Source organism: Klebsiella sp. CN_Kp073 (assembly GCF_040065495.2).
GTDB classification, from domain to species: Bacteria; Pseudomonadota; Gammaproteobacteria; order Enterobacterales; family Enterobacteriaceae; genus Klebsiella; species Klebsiella aerogenes.
In genome coordinates, this window is record NZ_CM198051.1 from 1,014,317 (window position 1) to 1,030,124 (window position 15,808).

General features: G+C 58.8%; 10 protein-coding genes. All 10 read left to right on the forward strand.

The window, feature by feature from the left end:
• Positions 1-385 precede the first annotated feature (385 nt).
• The 10 genes from lgt to recD all read left to right on the forward strand — a co-directional run bounded on the left by lgt (position 386) and on the right by recD (position 15,789).
• On the forward strand, positions 386-1,261 hold the full coding sequence (gene lgt / locus ABLV66_RS04960) for a prolipoprotein diacylglyceryl transferase (protein ID WP_015369928.1): 876 nt from the start codon (positions 386-388) through the stop codon (positions 1,259-1,261).
• A 6-nt stretch (positions 1,262-1,267) separates the two neighbouring features.
• A complete protein-coding gene (gene thyA, locus ABLV66_RS04965) occupies positions 1,268-2,062 on the forward strand; it encodes a thymidylate synthase (RefSeq protein ID WP_045398131.1) in 795 nt (264 codons plus the stop codon).
• A 185-nt stretch (positions 2,063-2,247) separates the two neighbouring features.
• Positions 2,248-2,712 (forward strand): prepilin peptidase-dependent protein, encoded by a 465-nt coding sequence (locus ABLV66_RS04970; RefSeq protein ID WP_348876504.1) that lies wholly within the window; start codon positions 2,248-2,250, stop codon positions 2,710-2,712.
• Positions 2,703-3,266 (forward strand): prepilin peptidase-dependent protein, encoded by a 564-nt coding sequence (locus ABLV66_RS04975; RefSeq protein ID WP_348876505.1) that lies wholly within the window; start codon positions 2,703-2,705, stop codon positions 3,264-3,266. Before ABLV66_RS04970 ends, ABLV66_RS04975 begins: the two co-directional genes overlap by 10 nt.
• Positions 3,263-3,670 carry a DUF2509 family protein gene (locus ABLV66_RS04980; RefSeq protein WP_047065274.1) on the forward strand — a complete coding sequence of 136 codons (408 nt, stop codon included), beginning with the start codon at positions 3,263-3,265 and terminating at the stop codon, positions 3,668-3,670. Before ABLV66_RS04975 ends, ABLV66_RS04980 begins: the two co-directional genes overlap by 4 nt.
• Positions 3,655-3,978, forward strand: a complete 324-nt coding sequence (locus ABLV66_RS04985) for a prepilin-type N-terminal cleavage/methylation domain-containing protein (protein WP_045398118.1) — start codon at positions 3,655-3,657, stop codon at positions 3,976-3,978. The genes ABLV66_RS04980 and ABLV66_RS04985 overlap by 16 nt, the downstream gene beginning before the upstream one ends.
• Before the next feature lie 12 nt (positions 3,979-3,990).
• Positions 3,991-7,362: an exodeoxyribonuclease V subunit gamma gene (recC, locus tag ABLV66_RS04990; protein ID WP_348876506.1), complete on the forward strand. Its 3,372-nt coding sequence runs from the start codon at positions 3,991-3,993 to the stop codon at positions 7,360-7,362.
• A gap of 164 nt (positions 7,363-7,526) precedes the next feature.
• Complete coding sequence (gene ptrA, locus ABLV66_RS04995) at positions 7,527-10,412, forward strand: pitrilysin (RefSeq protein WP_047065271.1); 2,886 nt, start codon at positions 7,527-7,529, stop codon at positions 10,410-10,412.
• Positions 10,409-13,954 (forward strand): exodeoxyribonuclease V subunit beta, encoded by a 3,546-nt coding sequence (recB, locus tag ABLV66_RS05000; RefSeq protein WP_348876507.1) that lies wholly within the window; start codon positions 10,409-10,411, stop codon positions 13,952-13,954. The genes ptrA and recB overlap by 4 nt, the downstream gene beginning before the upstream one ends.
• Positions 13,951-15,789 (forward strand): exodeoxyribonuclease V subunit alpha, encoded by a 1,839-nt coding sequence (gene recD, locus ABLV66_RS05005; protein WP_045398106.1) that lies wholly within the window; start codon positions 13,951-13,953, stop codon positions 15,787-15,789. The genes recB and recD overlap by 4 nt, the downstream gene beginning before the upstream one ends.
• Positions 15,790-15,808: the final 19 nt, after the last annotated feature.

Sequence of the window (15,808 nt, forward strand, 5' to 3'; positions counted from 1 at the left end):
CCAAATCGCATCGTGCTGTAGCCCCGGTAAGCGGCAGCGCCACCGGGGGATTTTGAGGCCACCAACACCGGCAGTTTCAGTAGCCATGGGGACAAGGTAGAGATCTTAAGCTCGCAATGGCACGGACCGTAGGTCGGGTAAGGCGTTAGCCGCCACCCGACAAAAAAAACGGCACCGCGAGTAGCGAGCCCGGGTAAGGCGTAAGCGGCAGCCCTGGAAAAACCGCACTCTGTTAGCATCCGTATACATATCTTTTACACGTTCGGCGCGGATCGCACTACATGCTTATGCTATCATTCGCCTCCTTCGGAGTGCCCGTTTTATGCGGGCACGGATCATCACCGCTGTCCACTTTCGGCGGAATAACAAGTCTTTATGGTGACAGATGAATAGTGGCTACCTGCATTTTCCGGAGTTCGATCCGGTAATATTTTCCATTGGACCGGTCTCCCTCCACTGGTACGGCTTAATGTACCTGGTTGGTTTCGTCTTTGCGATGTGGCTGGCCACCCGTCGGGCTAATCGTCCGGGCAGCGGCTGGACGAAAAATGAAGTGGAAAACCTGCTCTACGCGGGCTTCCTCGGCGTATTCCTCGGCGGCCGTATCGGCTATGTGATGTTCTACAACCTGCCGGTCTTCCTTAGCGACCCGCTATATCTGTTCCGCGTCTGGGATGGCGGCATGTCGTTCCACGGCGGCCTGATCGGCGTGATTCTGGTGATGATTATCTTCGCCAAACGCACCAAGCGCACCTTCTTCCAGGTTTCCGACTTCATCGCGCCGCTGATCCCGTTTGGCCTCGGCGCCGGGCGTCTGGGCAACTTTATCAACGGCGAGCTGTGGGGCCGCGTTGACCCGAACTTCCACTACGCGATGATTTTCCCGGGCTCGCGCGCTGAGGACCTGGCGCTGCTGCCGTCGCATCCGGAATGGCAATCATTATTCGATACCTACGGCGCGCTGCCGCGTCATGCCTCGCAGCTTTATGAGCTGGCGCTGGAAGGCGTGGTGCTGTTCCTGATCCTGAATCTGTTTATCCGTAAACCGCGCCCGACCGGTTCCGTTTCCGGCCTGTTCCTGATTGGCTACGGCCTGTTCCGCATTATTGTGGAATTCTTCCGCCAGCCGGACGCGCAGTTTACCGGCGGCTGGGTGCAGTACATCAGCATGGGGCAGATTCTTTCGATCCCGATGGTGCTTGCGGGTATCATTATGATGGTTTGGGCTTATCGTCACCGTCCGCAGCAACAAAACTCTTGAGGAACCATGAAACAGTATCTTGATTTGATGCAGAAAGTGCTCGCCGAGGGCACGCCAAAAAATGACCGCACCGGTACTGGCACGATCTCTATCTTCGGCCATCAGATGCGTTTTAACCTGCAGGAAGGCTTCCCGCTGGTGACCACCAAGCGCTGTCATTTACGCTCCATCATCCATGAACTGCTGTGGTTCCTGCAGGGCGACACCAACATTGCCTATCTGCACGAAAATAACGTCACCATCTGGGACGAGTGGGCGGATGAGAATGGCGATCTGGGGCCGGTCTACGGCAAACAGTGGCGTTCCTGGCCTGCGCCGGACGGCCGCCATATCGACCAGATCGGCACGGTCATGGAACAGCTGAAAAATGACCCGGATTCCCGCCGCATCATCGTGTCGGCGTGGAACGTCGGCGAGCTGGATAAAATGGCGCTGGCGCCGTGCCACGCGTTCTTCCAGTTCTACGTCGCCGACGGCAAGCTCTCCTGCCAGCTGTATCAGCGCTCCTGCGACGTGTTCCTCGGTCTGCCGTTCAACATCGCCAGCTATGCGCTGCTGGTGCATATGGTGGCGCAGCAGTGCGATCTGCAAGTGGGCGATTTTGTCTGGACCGGCGGCGACACTCACCTGTACAGCAATCACCTGGAGCAGACTAACCTGCAGCTGAGCCGCGAACCGCGTCCGCTGCCGAAGCTGGTCATAAAACGCAAACCGGCGTCGATTTTCGACTACCGTTTTGAAGACTTCGAAATTGAAGGTTATGACCCGCATCCGGGAATTAAAGCGCCTGTGGCGATTTAATGTCTCTGTAGTGATGACAAACCGGCGCCACCAGCGCCGGTTTTTTTTGCCCTCCGCAAAATTTTGCGAGCCGGATTCCTGCCGTCGTTCAACATCCTGCAACCGCCAAATATTTTCCCGAGCCGCGACGCGAACCGTAGATTTACCATTCGAATTGACACTCAGAGCAACGCATACTCGGCGCCATGAACAGACAGCATGGCTACACCCTAATTGAAATGCTGGTCACCATGATGCTGGTGGTCATCCTCAGCGCCAGCGGTATGTACGGCTGGCAGCGCTGGCAACAGCAACAGCGCCTGTGGCAGGTCGCCTGCCAGGTGCGCGATTATCTCGTGCTGCTACGCGATGACGCTAATTGGCACAACCGCGATCGCGTCATTAACGTCGGACATTCGCCCGCAGGCTGGTGTCTGGGCGTAAGCGGCGTGGAAGCTGACTGTCACGCGAAAACGCCTTTTACCCTGCAGCCGCTGTGGCCGGGAATTACGCTGCAACATTTGACGGCAGGCATCGGTTTTTACGGCCTGCGCAACAGCGCCTGGGCCGAGCATATCCTGCTGCAAAGCGAGGTCGGGTCGTGGCGGATCGTTGTCTCTAACTGGGGGCGCATACGCCTGTGCCGGGAAGGAGAGGAATTATGCCAGTAGCAGTGCGCGGCTTTTCGCTCATTGAAACGCTAATCGCTATGGCGATAGGCTCTGTGTTACTGCTGGGGGCCGCTCGTTTCCTTCCGGCGCTACAGCGCCAGATTCTTCGCCAAACGCAGCAGCAGGCGCTGGAAAACGAACTATGGCAGCGGGTCTATGCGTTAGCCAAACACCTGCAGCGAGCCGGATATTGCGCGGGTCACTGTAATGGTCAGGCGCTGGCGATAGCCGACGGCGGACAGTGCGTCATCGTTCGCTGGGATGGTAACAGTAACGGCACTTGGGATTTGGCGCCGGAGGCCGATGCCGATTCTACCGGTTTTCGCCTGCGCGACGGAGCTCTGGAAACGCGGCGCGGCGTTACTGACTGCGGCGGAAAAAATTGGGAGAAAATGACTAATCCCGCCGCTATCACGGTCACGCGCTTTCACGTTGAGCGGCAGGCGGTAAGCGGGTTTTCTCCTGAACTTATCGTTACCCTGGGGGCGCAGGCGCAATCGGACTCGCGTATTTCCGCCGAGGCGCAATATCAGGTAACGGGGTTCAACCTGTGAAACGCCAGCGCGGAGTTTCATCACTGCTGATGGTGCTGCTGCTACTGGCGCTGGGCAGCCTGTTATTGCAGGGGATGAATCAGCAGCAGCGATCGCTGCTGGCGCAGGTGAGCGCCGAAACCCAGGCAATTCGCGATACGGCCGCCGCGCAGTCGGCGCTGCAATGGGGCAAAGGGGTGAACTGGCCGCTGCAGAGCGCAGTTGCGTGTCAACAGGAAAACAGCCAACGCTGGCGCGCGTGTCTGCGGCTTTTTAATGATGGCCGCGCGCTGCTTATCGCCGGCAGCGGCACGATACAGCTGTGGCAGTCAGCGTCGATTGAGCAGGGCAAGCTGCGGTATTTAGCGCATGGCTGGAGCGACTTTTGCCCGTTGAAGGAGAGTGCGTTATGCCTGATGCCGTAGCGCGCCAGCGCGGTTTTAGTCTGGCGGAGACATTATTAGCGATGGCGCTGTTAATCATGACCATCACGGCGCTTGGCGGCTATCATCGCGGGCTGGCCAGCGGCGCCGCTCAATTGAACGCCTATCGCCAGCAGTGGCGCGACGCGTGGCGCTTGAGCCTGCTTGTTCCTTCGGCGCAGCCCTATAAAGGACAAATAAGCCGCGTGCAGACATCGAGGCAAAGTTGTGTCAGCATCACGGTAACGATCACCATGCCCGCCGCTAAGCGGGTGCAGATGACCCGGCTACATTGCCCGGTAAATCAGTAGTCAGGAGCGAATATGTTAAGGGTGTACCACTCAAACCGTCTGGATGTGCTTGAAGCGCTGATGGAGTTTATCGTCGAGCGCCAGCGGCTGGATGACCCTTTCATGCCGGAAATGGTGCTGGTGCAAAGTACCGGTATGGCGCAATGGTTGCAGATGACGCTGGCGAAGCGCTTCGGCATTGCGGCGAATATCGAGTTTCCGCTGCCTGCCAGCTTTATCTGGGACATGTTCGTTCGCGTGCTTGACGATATTCCCGGCGAGAGCGCCTTCAGTAAACAGAGCATGAGCTGGAAGCTGATGACCCTGCTGCCGCAGTATCTCGACGATGAAGCCTTCGCGCTGTTGCGCCACTATCTGAGCGATGATAGCGACAAACGTAAGCTGTTCCAGCTGGCCGCGCGGGTAGCCGATCTGTATGACCAGTATCTGGTCTATCGCCCGGAGTGGCTGATGCGCTGGGAGGCCGATGAACGGGTTGACGGGCTGGGCGACGCCCAGCAGTGGCAGGCGCCGCTGTGGAAAGCGTTAGTCGAATACACCGCGGAGCTGGGGCAACCGCTGTGGCACCGCGCCAATCTGTACCAGCGCTTTATCAGCGCGCTGGAAAACGCTGACCAACCGCCAGCCGGGCTGCCGTCGCGGGTCTTTATCTGCGGCATTTCGGCGCTGCCGCCGGTGTATTTGCAGGCCCTGCAGGCGCTGGGCAAGCATGTCGATGTCTATGTACTCTTCACTAACCCTTGTCGCTACTACTGGGGCGATATTAAAGATCCGGCGTTTCTTGCCAAACTGATGTCGCGCCAGCGCCGCCACCACCGCGAGGCGCGCGAGCTGCCGCTGTTCCGCGACACCGAACAGGCGCCGGGATTGTTTAATGATGATGGCGAGCAGGATGTTGGCAATCCGCTGCTGGCCTCGTGGGGCAAGCTCGGGCGCGATTATATCTATCTGCTAGCCGGGCTGGAGCGTTATGAAGAGCTGGACGCCTTTGTCGATATCGCCCCCGATAACCTGCTGCATAACCTCCAGGCCGATATTCTTGAGCTGCGCAACGCCGCGGTGGCGGGGCGTACCGCGAAAGAGTTCGCCAGCAGTAAGAGCAAGCGCCCGCTGGCGATTGAAGACCGCAGCCTGGCTATCCACGTCTGCCATAGCCCGCAACGTGAAGTGGAAGTGCTGCACGACCGACTGCTGGGGATGCTGGAAGAAGACCCGGCGCTGACGCCGCGCGATATTATCGTGATGGTCGCCGATATCGACAGCTACAGTCCCTATATTCAGGCGGTCTTCGGCGCAGCGCGCGGCGAACGCTGGCTGCCGTGGGCGATTTCCGACCGTCGGGCGCGGGAATCGCACCCGGCGCTACAGGCGTTTATCACGTTGCTTTCTCTGTCGGACAGCCGCTTCGCCAGCGAAGATGTGCTGGCGCTGCTGGATGTGCCGGTACTGGCGGCGCGCTTCAATATTAATGAAGAGGGGTTGCGCTACCTGCGCCAGTGGGTCAATGAATCCGGCGTACGTTGGGGCATGGATGACGACAACGTGCGCGAAATGGATCTTCCGGCGACCGGCCAGCACACCTGGCGTTTTGGGTTAACGCGTATGCTGCTGGGGTATGCGATGGACAGCAGCCAGGGCGAGTGGCAGTCGGTGCTGCCCTATGATGAATCCAGCGGGCTGATTGCCGAACTGGTAGGGAATCTCGCGTCGTTACTGATGCAACTTAATCTGTGGCGCCGGGGTCTGGCGCAGGATCGCCCACTGGCAGAGTGGCTGCCGGTGTGCCGCGATTTGCTCACGGATTTCTTCCTGCCGGATAGCGACACCGAAGCGGCGCTGGCGCTGATTGAACAGCAATGGCAAGCCATCATCGATGGCGGTCTGGATGCGCAGTACGGGGCTGCCGTGCCGCTATCGCTGCTGCGCGATGAGCTGGCGCAGCGCCTCGATCAGCAGCGGATCAGCCAGCGTTTCCTGGCCGGGCCGGTGAATATCTGCACCCTGATGCCGATGCGCTCTATCCCTTTCAAGGTCGTCTGCCTGCTGGGGATGAACGATGGCGTCTACCCGCGTACACTCGCGCCGCTGGGCTTCGATTTAATGAGCCAAAAACCGCAGCGCGGCGACCGTAGCCGTCGCGATGATGACCGTTATCTGTTCCTGGAAGCGCTGATGTCGGCCGAACAGAAGCTATACATCAGCTACATCGGGCGCTCAATCCAGGATAACAGCGAGCGCTATCCTTCGGTGCTGGTACAGGAACTGGCGGACTATATCGGTCAGAGCCACTGCCTTGAAGGCGATGAAGCGCTGGACTGCGATGCCAGCGAACGCCGCGTTAAGGAGCACATTACCCATCTGCATACGCGTATGCCATTCGATGCCGCCAATTATCTGCCGGATGAAGATCAGAGCTATGCAAAAGAGTGGCTGGCCGCCGCCAGCCAGCAGGGAGAGGCGCATAGTGAATTTATCCAGCCGCTTGCGCCGCTTGCTATCGACACGCTGCCGTTCGAACAGCTGTTACGCTTTTGGCAGCATCCGGTGCGCGCTTTCTTCCAGCAGCGTCTGCGGGTGAATTTCCGCTCTGAAGAGAGCGAGATCCCCGAAGATGAGCCTTTCGTGCTTGAAGGGCTAAGCCGTTACCAGTTGAACCAACAGTTGCTGAATACGCTGATCGAACAACAGGATGCGTCAGCGATGTATCGTCGTTTCCGTGCGGCGGGTGAGCTGCCCTTTGGCGCGTTTGGCGAACTGGCGTGGGAGGCGCAGCGTCAGGAAATGCAGAACCTGGCTGAGCGGGTTATCGCCAGTCGTCAACCCGCGCAAAGTATGGAGATCGACCTACAGTGCAACGGTATCAATCTCACTGGCTGGCTACAGCAGGTACAGCCGGATGGGCTATTACGCTGGCGACCGTCGCTGCTGAGCGTCTCTCAGGGCGTGCAACTTTGGCTGGAACATCTTGTCTACTGTGCTAGCGGCGGTCTCGGCGAAAGTCGGTTGTTCGTGCGCAAGGAAGGCGAATGGCGTTTCCCGCCGCTGGCGGCGGAGCAGGCGCAGACGTATCTGAATGAGCTGGTAGAAGGCTACCTGCAGGGGATGTCAAAACCGCTACTGCTGTTGCCGGAAAGCGGCGGCGCGTGGCTAAAAGCCTGTTACGACGCGGAAAAGGATGTCATGTTAATGGATGACGATACGCAACAAAAAGCGCGTAGCAAGTTCCTTCAGGCCTACGAAGGTAATATGGTGGTGAGCGGCGAAGGTGCCGATATCTGGTACCAGCGCCTTTGGCGCACTCTGGAGCCTGCGTACTATGAAGAGATTATCGCGCAGGCGCAGCGTTATCTGTTGCCGATATTTCGTTTCCATCAGTCCGAATAAAATTGTAATAGTATAAAAATTGCGCAGAAGAAGGTTGTTCATTTATTATGCGCATCGAATCACGGACTGATGTTGTAAATACCTTGAAGATGGCGTTTTGCCTGATGATGGGTATCCACGCTGATGCTATGCAGCGCGAAGTTTGTTAATGATGAGGTCCGTGAATGCCCCGCAGTTTATGGTTCAAAGTTCTTGTTGTAGTGGTCGCCCTTTGGGCGCCGTTAAGTCAGGCAGACACCGGATGGCAACCGATTCAGGAAACCATTCGTAAAAGCGAAAAAGATCCCCGTCAATATCAGGCCATTCGCCTGCAAAACGGCATGGTCGTGCTGCTGGTATCCGATCCGCAGGCGGTGAAATCGCTGTCGGCGCTGGTGGTGCCGGTGGGTTCATTACAGGATCCGGCCGATCATCAAGGGCTGGCGCACTATCTCGAGCATATGACCTTAATGGGCTCGCAGAAGTACCCGCAGCCTGACAGCCTTGCTGAATTTCTCAAAATGCACGGCGGCAGCCATAATGCCAGCACCGCGCCGTATCGCACCGCGTTCTACCTTGAAGTGGAAAATGACGCGCTCAACGGCGCCGTCGATCGGCTGGCTGATGCCATTGCCGCGCCGCTGCTGGATAAAAAATATGCCGAACGCGAACGTAACGCGGTCAACGCCGAATTGACCATGGCGCGCACCCGGGACGGGATGCGCATGGCGCAGGTGAGCGCTGAAACCATCAACCCTGCGCACCCGGCTTCACAATTTTCCGGCGGTAACCTCGATACGCTAAGCGATAAGCCTGGTAGCCCGGTGCTTGATGCGCTGCACGCTTTCCGCGACCGCTGGTACTCGGCAAACCTGATGAAGGCGGTCATCTACAGTAATAAGCCACTGCCTGAGTTGGCAAGCATTGCCGCCGCGACCTACGGGCGGGTGCCAAACCACGACATCAGCAAGCCGGAAATTACCGTACCGGTTGTGACCGATGCGCAGAAGGGCATTGTGATTCACTACGTGCCGGCGATGCCGCGCAAAGTTCTGCGCGTTGAGTTCCGCATTGATAACAACAGCGCTCAGTTCCGCAGCAAGACCGATGAGCTGGTGACCTATATGATCGGCAACCGCAGCCCCGGCACCTTATCCGACTGGCTGCAGAAGCAGGGGCTAGCGGAAGGGATTCGCGCGGATTCCGATCCGGCCGTCAACGGCAATAGCGGCGTGCTGGCCATCTCCGCTACCCTCACCGATAAAGGTCTGGCGCACCGCGATGAAGTTACCGCAGCAATCTTCAGCTACCTGAATTTGTTGCGTACTCAGGGTATTGATAAGCGCTACTTTGATGAGTTAGCCCACGTGCTGGAGCTCGATTTCCGCTATCCGTCGATTAACCGCGATATGGATTATGTGGAGTGGCTGGCCGATACCATGATTCGCGTGCCGGTAGAGCACGTACTGGACGTGGTTAATATCGCCGACCGCTATGATGCCCAGGCGATTAAAGACCGTCTGGCGATGATGACCCCGCAAAATGCGCGTATCTGGTACATCAGCCCGAATGAGCCGCACAACAAAACCGCTTATTTCGTCAATGCGCCTTACCAGGTTGATAAAATTAGCCCCCAGACCTTCGCCGACTGGCAGCAAAAATCTGCGGCCATCAAGCTGCAGCTGCCGGCGCTGAACCCGTATATTCCGGATGATTTCACGCTGATTAAGAGCGATAAGGCGTACCCGCATCCGGAGCTTATCGTCGATGAGCCGACGCTGCGCGTGGTGTATGCCCCCAGCCAGTACTTTGCCAGCGAACCGAAGGCCGACGTCTCTCTGGTGCTGCGTAACCCGCAGGCGATGGACAGCGCGCGCCGGCAGGTGATGTTCGCGCTGAATGATTATCTGGCCGGCATTGCGCTTGACCAGCTCAGCAACCAGGCCGCGGTAGGTGGAATCAGCTTCTCGACCGGCGCCAACAACGGTCTGATGGTTAACGCCAACGGCTATACCCAGCGTCTGCCGCAGCTCTTTACCGCGCTGCTGGACGGCTACTTTAGCTATACGCCGACCGAAGAGCAGCTTGAGCAGGCGAAGTCCTGGTATGCCCAGATGATGGATTCGGCGGACAAAGGCAAAGCCTATGACCAGGCGATTATGCCGATTCAGATGCTGTCGCAGGTACCCTATTTTGAGCGCAAAACGCGCCGCGCGCTGCTGCCGTCCATCACTCTGAAAGAGGTGATTAACTATCGCGATAACCTGAAAGCCAGGGGGCGGCCGGAGCTGCTGGTTATCGGTAACATGAGCGCCCGGCAGTCCACCGATCTGGCCCGCCAGATCCAAAAACAGCTTGGCGCCGATGGTAACGAGTGGTGTCGCAACAAAGACGTGCTGATCGACAGCAAACAGCTGGCGATGTTTGAAAAAGCAGGCAGCAGCACCGACTCCGCGCTGGCGGCGGTTTTCGCGCCTCCAAACGTCGATGAATACAGCAGCATGGCCGCCAGTTCACTGTTGGGGCAGATTATTCAGCCCTGGTTCTACAACCAGTTACGTACTGAAGAACAACTCGGCTATGCGGTATTTGCCTTCTCAATGAATGTTGGCCGCCAGTGGGGGATGGGCTTCCTGCTACAGAGTAGCGATAAACAGCCTGCTTTCCTCTGGCAGCGCTTCCAGGCTTTCTTCCCGACGGCGGAAGCCAAACTGCGGGCGATGAAGCCGGAAGAGTTTGCCCAGATCCAGCAGGCGGCGATTAGCCAGATGCTGCAGGCGCCGCAAACGTTGAGCGAAGAAGCATCAAAGCTGAGCAAAGATTTCGATCGCGGTAATATGCGCTTCGATTCACGTGATAAAGTAGTGGCTCAGATTAAACTGCTGACGCCGCAAAAACTTGCCGACTTCTTCCATCAGACGGTGGTGGATCCGCAAGGCATGGCACTGTTATCCCAGGTTTCCGGCAGCCAGAACGGCAAGGCGGAATACGCCGCCCCTGAAGGCGGCAAGGTATGGGAAAGCGTCAGCGCATTGCAGAAATCCTTACCCCTGATGCGAGAGAATGAATGACCGAAACCGCTGAGTCTCTTGACCCACTCCGCTTGCCCCTGACGGGCGAGCGGCTGATAGAAGCCTCCGCGGGCACCGGAAAAACTTTTACCATCGCCGCGCTATATCTCCGGCTGCTGCTGGGGTTGGGGGGCGAATCCGCTTTCCCCCGGCCGGTCAGCGTGGAAGAGCTGCTGGTGGTGACCTTTACCGAAGCGGCGACGGAAGAGCTGCGCGGGCGTATCCGTAGTAATATCCACGAGCTGCGGATTGCCTGCCTGCGCGAAAGCGCCAGCGATCCGCTCTACGTTTCTCTGCTTGCGGAAATTGCCGATAAAAACCAGGCGGCGCAAACGTTGTTGCTGGCGGAACGGCAAATGGACGAGGCCGCGGTCTTTACCATCCATGGTTTCTGTCAGCGAATGCTGAGCCTCAACGCCTTCGAGTCCGGCATGCTGTTTGAACAGCAACTGATCGAAGACGAATCCCGCCTGCGTTATCAGGCCTGCGCCGACTTCTGGCGTCGCCACTGCTATCCGCTGCCGCGCGATATCGCCGCCGTGATCCATGAACAATGGAAAGGGCCGCGCGATCTGCTCAAGGCTATAGACCGCTGGCTGCAGGGCGAAGCGCCGCAGCTAAAATCGCCGCCGCCCGCGGAAGAGACGCTGGCAAGCCGCCATCAGCAAATCCTGGAACGTATCAATGCGCTGAAGCAGCAGTGGCGGGAGCAGGTGGGTGAAATTGAAAACGTGCTGGAAAGCTCAGGGCTCGATCGCCGCAAGTTCAACCGCGGTAACCAGGGCAAGTGGATCGAAAAGGTAAGCGCCTGGGCGCAGGAAGAAACGCTAAGTTATCAGCTGCCTGATGCGCTGGAAAAATTCTCGCAACCGTTCCTCATTGAGCGCACCAAAGACGGCGGCGAACCGCCGCTGCATCCGCTATTCAGCGCGGTAGAGGCGCTGCTTGCCTCACCGCTGACCTTAAACGATCTGGTTATCGCCAGGGCGATGGTCGAGATCCGCGAAGCGGTCGCCCGCGAAAAGCGGCGTCGAGGCGAACTGGGCTTTGACGACATGCTAAGCCGTCTTGACGACGCGCTACGCGGCGACAGCGGCGAAGCGTTGGCCAGCGCCATCCGCCAGCGTTTCCCGGTGGCGATGATCGATGAGTTCCAGGATACCGATCCGCAGCAGTATCGTATCTTCCGCCGCATCTGGCGTCGCCAGCCGGATACGGCTTTGCTGTTAATTGGCGACCCGAAACAGGCGATTTACGCCTTCCGCGGCGCCGATATTTTTACCTATATGAAAGCGCGCGGCGACGTTGCCGCCCACTATACGCTGGATACCAACTGGCGTTCGGCGCCGGGCATGGTACAGAGCGTTAATCGTCTGTTCGGCCTGAGTGATAACCCCTTCATGTTCCGCGAGATCCCTTTCTTGCCGGTGAAGCCTGCCGCTAAAAATCAGACGTTGCGCTTTACCATTGATGGGAAGCCGATCCCGGCGATGAACATGTGGTTAATGCCTGGCGAAGCCGTCGGTTCTGGCGATTATCAGTCCTTTATGGCGCAATTATGCGCGACGCAGATCCGCGACTGGCTCAGCGCCGGCCAGCAGGGACGCGCGCTGCTGTGGCGTGGCGAAAACGCTGAGCCGGTGCGCGCCTCCGATATCACCGTGCTGGTGCGTAACCGTCTCGAAGCGGCGCTTATTCGCGATGCGCTGCAGCTCTTGTCAATCCCGTCGGTCTATCTCTCAAACCGCGACAGCGTTTTTGAAACCCCGGAAGCGCAGGAATTACTGTGGGTTCTACAGGCGGTACTGGCGCCAGAGCGTGAAAACACGCTACGCAGCGCGCTGGCAACGTCGATGTTTGGCCTTAACGCGCAGGATATCGAAAACCTCAATCAGGATGAACGTGCCTGGGATGCGCTGGTAGAGGAGTTCAGTGAATACCGGCAGATCTGGCGCCAGCGCGGCGTAATGCCGATGCTGCGCGCGCTGATGGGGGCGCGTCATATTGCCGAAAACCTGCTGGCGACCCACGGCGGCGAACGCCGTTTGACCGATATTTTGCATATCAGCGAATTATTGCAAGAAGCAGCGAATCAGCTGGAGAGCGAGCACGCGCTGGTGCGCTGGCTGACGCAACATATCGCCGAACCGGACAGCAATGCTTCCAGCCAGCAGATGCGTCTGGAGAGCGATAAGCATCTGGTGCAAATCGTCACCATCCACAAATCAAAAGGACTGGAATATTCGCTGGTCTGGCTGCCATTTATCGCGCGCTTTCGTAAACAGGATCAGGCGTTTTATCACGACCGCGATTCCTTTGCCGCGGTCCTCGACCTTGGAGAAGGGGAGAATAGCCTTGAGCTGGCGGAAGCCGAGCGCCTGGCGGAGGATTTACGCCTGTTGTACGTCGCCCTGACCCGCGCGGTGTGGCACTGCAGTCTCGGGGTTGCGCCGTTAAGTACCCGCCGTAGCGATAAACCTGGCAACAGCGATTTTCATCACAGCGCCCTCGGCCGTCTGCTGCAGGACGGCGAGCCGATGGACGCGGCGGGATTAACCGCGCGGCTACAGGCATTGTGCAGCGATGATATTGCGCTATGTATTCCCGATAGCATGGACCAGACGCCGTGGCAGGCGCCGGAAAACGCGCTTCCGCCGCTTTCGGCGCGGACCCTTGAACGCCAGGTTATGGACGACTGGCGGGTGACCAGTTATTCCGGTCTGCAGCAGCATGGTTCCAGCGCAGGTCAGGACCTGCTGCCGCGTCTTGATATCGATGCCGCGGGCGTGGGCGAGGTGGCGGAAGAGCCGCAGCTCACGCCTCATCAGTTCCCGCGCGGCGCGTCGCCGGGGACATTTCTGCATAGCCTGTTTGAGGATCTCGATTTTAGCCAGCCGGTACCGGTTGACTGGATGGCGCAAAAACTACAGTTGCACGGTTTTGGCGAAGAGTGGGCGCCGGTGTTGAGCGAATGGCTGGACGGCGTGCTGCGAACACGCCTGCCAGGGGCTGAAATCGCCCTGAATCAGCTGGGCGCGCGGGATAAACAGGTGGAAATGGCCTTCTATCTACCGATTGAACAACCGCTGGATCCGTTGCAGTTGGACGCGCTGATCCGCCGCTATGATCCGCTCTCGGCTGATACCCCGGCGCTCGATTTCCGCCAGGTCCGCGGCATGTTGAAAGGGTTTATCGATCTGGTATTTCGTCACGATGGCCGCTATTACCTGCTGGATTACAAATCTAACTGGCTGGGAGAAGACCGCGAAGCTTACACCCAACAGGCGATGACCCAGGCGATGCGCCTGCATCGTTATGACCTGCAGTACCAGCTGTATAGCCTGGCGCTGCATCGCTATCTGCGCCACCGTATTGCCGATTATCACTACGAACGGCACTTTGGCGGCGTCATTTATCTCTTTTTACGCGGCATGGACGGGCAGGAAGGCGGGCAGGGGATCTTCACCACCCGCCCGGCGCAGCCGCTGATTGACGGCCTCGATGCGTTATTTGCCGGTGTTACTCAGGAGGTGGGCTTATGACCATGGATGAACTGCTGTTGGCCGCCGCCGAGCAGCGTCTGCTGCGGCCGCTGGACGTACAGTTTGCGCTGATGGTGGCGCAGGATGCCCCTCCGGCAGTGAAGCTGGCCGCCGCGCTGCTGAGCCGGGATGCCGGCGAGGGGCATGTCTGTCTGCCGCTGTCGCGCCTCAACGCTGAAGAAGCGCTAAGCGGCAAGGCCGGCGAGATCCGCGACCAGTTGCTGGCGATGGCCGGCGCGCCGCAGGACTGGCCTCAATTGTTGCTTTCTTCGTCAGCGGTGAGCCGCGGCGACGAACCGACGCCGATGATTTTATGCGGCGACAGGTTGTACCTGAACCGCATGTGGCGTAATGAACTCACCGTCGCCCGCTTCTTTAATGAGACGAACCGGGTGCTGGAGGTCGATGAAGGGCGGCTAACGGCAACCCTGAATGAACTCTTTCCGGCAACCGACGATATCGACTGGCAAAAAGTTGCCGCGGCGGTGGCGCTGACCCGGCGCATTTCGGTGATTTCCGGCGGCCCCGGCACCGGCAAGACCACCACCGTCGCGAAGCTGCTGGCGGCGCTGATTCAGATTAACGACACGCCGCGCTGTCGAATTCGGCTGGCGGCACCGACCGGTAAAGCGGCAGCGCGCCTGACAGAATCTCTGGGATCGGCGTTAAGAAAACTTCCGCTTAGCGAGGAGCAAAAAGCGCTGATTCCCGCCGATGCCAGTACCCTGCATCGCCTGCTGGGGGCGCAGCCCGGTAGTCAGCGCATGCGCTACCACGCTGGTAATCCGCTGCATCTGGATGTGCTGGTGGTCGATGAAGCGTCCATGATCGACCTACCGATGATGTCGCGCCTGATTGATGCTTTGCCGGAGCACGGGCGAGTGATCTTTCTTGGCGATCGCGATCAGCTTGCCTCCGTGGAAGCCGGGGCGGTGCTTGGCGATATCTGTGCCTGGGCGACATCCGGCTATACCGCGGCGCGAGCGCAAGAGCTGTCGCGGCTGACTGGCGCAACGGTGCCGGCGGGCGAGGGGCAGATGGCCGGAGCGCTGCGCGATAGTCTATGTCTGCTGCAAAAAAGCTACCGCTTTGGCAGTCACTCCGGCATTGGCAGCCTGGCGCGGGCGGTCAACGCCGGTGCGCGTGCGGACGTGAAAGCGACGTTACGCCAGCCGTTTGACGATATCGTTCTGCGGCCGCTCAGCACTACCGAGGAGTATGAAGCGATGCTGATGGCGGCACAGGAGGGCTACGGCCGTTATCTGCAACTGCGCCGCGAGCAGGCCGCGCCGGAACAGATGATTGCCGCCTTCGGCGAGTTTCAGCTGCTGTGCGCGCTGCGTGAAGGGCCTTACGGGGTAAGCGGCGTGAATGAACAGCTGGAGCAGATGCTCCACCGTAAGCGGGCGATTACGCTACCGCGCCATTCACGCTGGTACGATGGCCGTCCGGTGATGATTTCCCGTAACGATAGCGCGCTGGGGCTGTTTAACGGCGATATCGGCATTGCGCTGGAAAGAGAAGGCGAGCTGCGCGTGTGGTTCCCGATGCCCGATGGCACCATTAAATCGGTGCAGCCAAGCCGCCTGCCGGAACACGATACCGCCTGGGCAATGACGGTGCATAAGTCGCAAGGGTCGGAGTTCGATCATGCGGCGCTGATCTTACCTTCTCGCAGCGTACCGCTAGTAACCCGCGAGCTGGTTTACACCGCGATAACTCGCGCCAAACGGCGCCTGTCGCTTTATGCCGACGAGCAGGTACTGGCGCAAGCCATCGTGACGCGGACCGAACGGCGCAGCGGCCTGGCGGAAATTTTCGCCGGACACGGGTAGGGGTGAAGGGCGTGAATAC

Coding starts and splice junctions, on each gene's coding strand:
- lgt (WP_015369928.1), top strand. CDS start 386: ATGAATAGTGGCTACCTGCATTTTCCGGAGTTCGATCCGGTAATATTT.
- thyA (WP_045398131.1), top strand. CDS start 1,268: ATGAAACAGTATCTTGATTTGATGCAGAAAGTGCTCGCCGAGGGCACG.
- ABLV66_RS04970 (WP_348876504.1), top strand. CDS start 2,248: ATGAACAGACAGCATGGCTACACCCTAATTGAAATGCTGGTCACCATG.
- ABLV66_RS04975 (WP_348876505.1), top strand. CDS start 2,703: ATGCCAGTAGCAGTGCGCGGCTTTTCGCTCATTGAAACGCTAATCGCT.
- ABLV66_RS04985 (WP_045398118.1), top strand. CDS start 3,655: ATGCCTGATGCCGTAGCGCGCCAGCGCGGTTTTAGTCTGGCGGAGACA.
- recC (WP_348876506.1), top strand. CDS start 3,991: ATGTTAAGGGTGTACCACTCAAACCGTCTGGATGTGCTTGAAGCGCTG.
- ptrA (WP_047065271.1), top strand. CDS start 7,527: ATGCCCCGCAGTTTATGGTTCAAAGTTCTTGTTGTAGTGGTCGCCCTT.
- recB (WP_348876507.1), top strand. CDS start 10,409: ATGACCGAAACCGCTGAGTCTCTTGACCCACTCCGCTTGCCCCTGACG.
- recD (WP_045398106.1), top strand. CDS start 13,951: ATGACCATGGATGAACTGCTGTTGGCCGCCGCCGAGCAGCGTCTGCTG.